This is a genomic window from Paenibacillus sp. MER 180 (assembly GCF_023713665.1).
Lineage (GTDB): Bacteria > Bacillota > Bacilli > Paenibacillales > Paenibacillaceae > Paenibacillus_B > Paenibacillus_B suaedae.
The window spans coordinates 1-3,674 of the sequence record NZ_JAMAVT010000042.1 but is presented as its reverse complement, the minus strand read 5'-3'; the positions used below and the strand labels follow the sequence as shown (position 1 = coordinate 3,674).

General features: G+C 43.3%; 10 protein-coding genes. All 10 read right to left on the bottom strand.

Going from position 1 to position 3,674, the window contains the following annotated elements:
• Positions 1 to 13: 13 nt before the first annotated feature.
• The gene (locus M3661_RS29620) at positions 14 to 526 is read right to left on the bottom strand and encodes a hypothetical protein (RefSeq protein WP_251491177.1); all 513 of its coding nucleotides are present in this window, start codon (positions 524 to 526) and stop codon (positions 14 to 16) included.
• A 243-nt stretch (positions 527 to 769) separates the two neighbouring features.
• Complete coding sequence (locus M3661_RS29615; RefSeq protein WP_251491174.1) at positions 770 to 1,159, bottom strand: YopX family protein; 390 nt, start codon at positions 1,157 to 1,159, stop codon at positions 770 to 772.
• 3 nt (positions 1,160 to 1,162) lie between these two features.
• Complete coding sequence (locus tag M3661_RS29610; protein ID WP_251491172.1) at positions 1,163 to 1,549, bottom strand: hypothetical protein; 387 nt, start codon at positions 1,547 to 1,549, stop codon at positions 1,163 to 1,165.
• Positions 1,542 to 1,730, bottom strand: coding sequence for a hypothetical protein (locus M3661_RS29605; RefSeq protein ID WP_251491169.1), 189 nt, complete (start codon positions 1,728 to 1,730; stop codon positions 1,542 to 1,544). Before M3661_RS29605 ends, M3661_RS29610 begins: the two co-directional genes overlap by 8 nt.
• Complete coding sequence (locus M3661_RS29600; RefSeq protein ID WP_251491166.1) at positions 1,727 to 2,074, bottom strand: hypothetical protein; 348 nt, start codon at positions 2,072 to 2,074, stop codon at positions 1,727 to 1,729. Before M3661_RS29600 ends, M3661_RS29605 begins: the two co-directional genes overlap by 4 nt.
• A 127-nt stretch (positions 2,075 to 2,201) precedes the next feature.
• Complete coding sequence (locus tag M3661_RS29595) at positions 2,202 to 2,381, bottom strand: hypothetical protein (RefSeq protein ID WP_251491164.1); 180 nt, start codon at positions 2,379 to 2,381, stop codon at positions 2,202 to 2,204.
• On the bottom strand, positions 2,378 to 2,533 hold the full coding sequence (locus tag M3661_RS29590; RefSeq protein WP_251491161.1) for a hypothetical protein: 156 nt from the start codon (positions 2,531 to 2,533) through the stop codon (positions 2,378 to 2,380). Before M3661_RS29590 ends, M3661_RS29595 begins: the two co-directional genes overlap by 4 nt.
• Complete coding sequence (locus M3661_RS29585; protein ID WP_251491158.1) at positions 2,514 to 2,777, bottom strand: hypothetical protein; 264 nt, start codon at positions 2,775 to 2,777, stop codon at positions 2,514 to 2,516. Before M3661_RS29585 ends, M3661_RS29590 begins: the two co-directional genes overlap by 20 nt.
• Entirely contained in the window at positions 2,770 to 3,291 is a 522-nt protein-coding gene (locus tag M3661_RS29580; RefSeq protein ID WP_251491155.1) for a phiTE_072 family protein, read from the bottom strand. The genes M3661_RS29585 and M3661_RS29580 overlap by 8 nt, the downstream gene beginning before the upstream one ends.
• A gap of 33 nt (positions 3,292 to 3,324) precedes the next feature.
• On the bottom strand, positions 3,325 to 3,674 hold a 350-nt coding region (locus M3661_RS29575; protein ID WP_251491112.1), incomplete at its 5' end, for a hypothetical protein.

The window sequence follows — 3,674 nt, the reverse complement described above, 5'->3', positions numbered from 1 at the left end:
TACCCAATGTGTCTTAGCGGTTACCTTTTTCATAGCTCAGTTCTCCGTAGATAGATTTGCATATCTCTTTCGCTTTGCCGATTTCCTCGAAAGTAACATCCGTTGAATAGGTAGATGCATATATGATTTCTTCCAGTACGTCTTTTATTTTCAGTTCCCGTTCTTCTGCTGCAGCCGCTCGTTTCTTCTCGGCTCCACACTCTTCCCTCATCCGTAGGAACATTGCTTTTAGAGATTGGTACTCACACATAAGCCCTGCGTATGCAAGTGTTGAATCTCTTAATTCTTGCATATAGTAAGGAAGTGCTTCCCGAGCCTCAGTCACGAACCGCGTATCTGCTTCTGAGGGCTTTTGTCCGCAGTTCTGATCGTAATCATCTGGATAACTCCCAAAATCCATTAAGGTTCCGTATGGACTTGTTATCTTGCCTTCTTCCCAATGAAACTCTTTCTTGAATTCCCACGGCCCCGGTGCAGCCTGCTCGCACATCTTCCAGTCTTCTTGCCAATCTCTTGTTTCAGGCATCCTTACTACCCTCTTTCCTTGATCAGGTGAAACCTGTCTTTGTCATCTGTTACGAAATCAAATTCACTCTTACAATTCATACACTCAATCCATGCAGGGTGGTCTATACTCATATATCCCGTTAACCTTTGCTTCTTCGTTAATTTCTTGGCTTTTCCGTTCATAAGTATTTTCTGGGTGATATCAACAGATGGCTGCCATCGATATACAAGGTTGGTGCCTGAACAGTTCAAGCACTTTGGTCTAGGCATCCTTACTATCTCCTTTCAGCAGCTCTGGATTCTCGTATATGTTGCCTATGACTTTACATTCCACCCATACAAGATCCTCATGTTCATGGGAATCGTCCCAATTACCACTTTTAAACGCCTCGATAACCACTGTTATATATCTACAGTCGGGTTGGAAATACTGTACAACATGAATGAAACCATATTCATCAACCAGTATATCCCCCTCATATATCTCCTTGCCGTTGCGGTCATTTATCCCCGTCCAGAACACGATTTCTTTATGCTCCGTAATGTTCATCCCGTCATAGTACAATTGTCCGTTCGGCGCCAAATGATAGTGATAGTCTTCTTTCCAAATCTTCCGTTCTTTATCCCAAATACGATACTTAGTTGGTCTCATCCCCTATGCCCTCCCTGCCAAAATCGACATGTCGTAACCGGACTCGATGAACTGTACACACAATGATCCGTTACAGCCATTACCTAGGTAGGTATAAATCACCATCATCTGATCTACAGAAAAGTTTGTCCCTAGGAAATCGTTTAAAATTCCTCTGATCCTCTTTTGAAAGTATGGACTAACGCCTTTGCATGATGGTCTGGACAGCCATGCAATCACCTTCGCTTTTAAATCCATTTCGGTTTTTATGTCTGTCAATTTGAAATATACATTGTTCTTTGGCTCGACAATAAGCTCGTCACGGCTATTGATAAATGCTTTAGGTGAGCGTTCCAACACCAATCCAACAAAATCATTTACTGCTTTGACTTTTTGCCATTGTTTACTCATCCCCTGTACCTCCTACCTTCTCAAGTTCGGATTCGTAGAAGAATGTTCCCGGACGTTCTTTTAGTGAGTATGTGTATCTCTTGAGTAAAGGTGTATACGACCATTCATTAACTGTTGCTTGCTCACCTGTATGTTTGATGATTACTGTTTCACCGTCTTCAAACTTGTTGCTCCATTTCATTCCCTTGTACCTCCTGACTCCATCATGGCTAATATAGCGGCTTTGGTACGTTGTTCAGGAGTAGCATGCACCATGTCAAATCCGTTGTTACCACAGATTAGTTGTAACTCTGTCATGTAGTATCCGATCATCAATCCACCAATTTGCTTGATTTGCTCTTCTAAAACCATAGCCGGTTCAATGTAAAGTGAAGGTTCCCACCACTGGACTTCCCATCGATTGCATCCATCTTTATCAGCCCAATACGAACCTCCCCATTTTTCCGATCGCTTCCACCCCATTGCTTGAGCTGCCATCTTATCTAATTCAGCATTATGCATGTTCAATATCTGCTCTCTTGTCATTCTTCTGTTTCCTCCTCGAAATAATCCGCATCACTTTCGAGCCCTCTGCAATCTGGGCAAAAATCAGTTCCACAACACGGACATTGTTCCCACCACGTTTCGCATTTTGGACATTTGTTTCTATCTTTCATGACTCTGTACCTCCATCCCTCGATTTATCCAGTTCATTCACCTTATCTGTCAGTTCATTTACCTTGTCAGCAAGTTCATTGCAAAACCTTGCTAATGACGCCACATCTTCACGTGAATTGTGGAAGAGTCCTCTGTCATCAGATTGTCTGAATCTCTTTGTAAATCTCTTAATCATGACTGCTTCCCCTCCTTCTTTGGCTTCGATTTCTTAATGCTTATCGTGATGTCGTATCGTTCTTTTGGTTTCAGATACCTTGTTGCATCTCTATATGCGTCTAGCAAATCGTGTGTCGATACGTTTTTATAACTAGCCTTTACTGATTCCATTGGCCGTCCCCTCCTGTATGCGTTGTATGGCTTGTTCAACGATTATTTGAGCCTGGATAAAGTAAGATAAATTCATGAGGTTCTTCGCTTCAAGCAGAGACATTTTCATCCATTCAATCTCTTCTTTCATCCGTTCTACTTCTTGCAGCAGAGTGCGAACATGTTCAGGGTCTGCTGCCCATTTACACTCACCACGATACGACTCCTGTAACTCTTTCAACTGTTCATCCGTTAGCTTATTCATTCTGTTCACTCTCCATCGCCAACTCTTCACGTATCGCTTCAGATAAGCGAGGAATGAGTTTATTTACGAATGCTTTTGCCGATGCAGGATAACTCGTGTTATAAAACTCACCAGCATCCGATAAGGATGTATGGTCATACCAACGAACAAATGAGGCATCATTATCGAGATCGTCATAATATGAAAGCAAGTCCCATTCTTCACGCGCCTTTTCCCTGCTGTATGAACCATCTCTCCGACAATCTATGATGTATTCTTTTACATCTCGTAAAGTGGCATCGCCATCATATCGTTTATGTTCATAGAAGAGCTTCTGTAATAGGTATCCTCCGCTGACTCCCTTGGCAAAGAAGTGGCGAAAGTCTTCCTCTGCATGATGCGTCCACTTGTAAGCAACATTCCCGTAGTCTGTCACCGCTGCAAACACTCCTGTTGAATCAAGAACGAATACTCCCCAACCTTCGATGCTATCCACGGGCGGTATATAGTACCGCCAGAACTTAACCTCGCCCATATTCCCTTTACCTCCCATAGAGGGCCTTAGCCCTCAAGATTGTTCTTCAACACCCAACTGCAGTATGATGCTTTCCGCAAATTCCGCAGCCTCTGCTTCCTCGCTTGGCAGCAAATCACGAACATATCTATGCCCTGCCCTGAATGTCGCCAGCTTCCGAATGCTGTCCCAAGCTTGCGCATAGGTGACAATACCAAACTTCTTATAGAGTGAATCTTTATATCTGGCATATACTTGAGCTAATGGCCGGGACGTATCTTGTGCCGTTCTCAGATCCTTACCTGTCAGTTCCTTGATGACTTCTGCTGTTATGTCCGACTTCAGCATCTTCAACTCGCTTTCAGTCACTTGTATCTCTCCCCTTAGAGGGCCGTAGCCCTCAT

Coding starts and splice junctions, on each gene's coding strand:
- M3661_RS29620 (WP_251491177.1), bottom strand. CDS start 526: ATGCCTGAAACAAGAGATTGGCAAGAAGACTGGAAGATGTGCGAGCAG.
- M3661_RS29615 (WP_251491174.1), bottom strand. CDS start 1,159: ATGAGACCAACTAAGTATCGTATTTGGGATAAAGAACGGAAGATTTGG.
- M3661_RS29610 (WP_251491172.1), bottom strand. CDS start 1,549: ATGAGTAAACAATGGCAAAAAGTCAAAGCAGTAAATGATTTTGTTGGA.
- M3661_RS29605 (WP_251491169.1), bottom strand. CDS start 1,730: ATGAAATGGAGCAACAAGTTTGAAGACGGTGAAACAGTAATCATCAAA.
- M3661_RS29600 (WP_251491166.1), bottom strand. CDS start 2,074: ATGACAAGAGAGCAGATATTGAACATGCATAATGCTGAATTAGATAAG.
- M3661_RS29595 (WP_251491164.1), bottom strand. CDS start 2,381: ATGATTAAGAGATTTACAAAGAGATTCAGACAATCTGATGACAGAGGA.
- M3661_RS29590 (WP_251491161.1), bottom strand. CDS start 2,533: ATGGAATCAGTAAAGGCTAGTTATAAAAACGTATCGACACACGATTTG.
- M3661_RS29585 (WP_251491158.1), bottom strand. CDS start 2,777: ATGAATAAGCTAACGGATGAACAGTTGAAAGAGTTACAGGAGTCGTAT.
- M3661_RS29580 (WP_251491155.1), bottom strand. CDS start 3,291: ATGGGCGAGGTTAAGTTCTGGCGGTACTATATACCGCCCGTGGATAGC.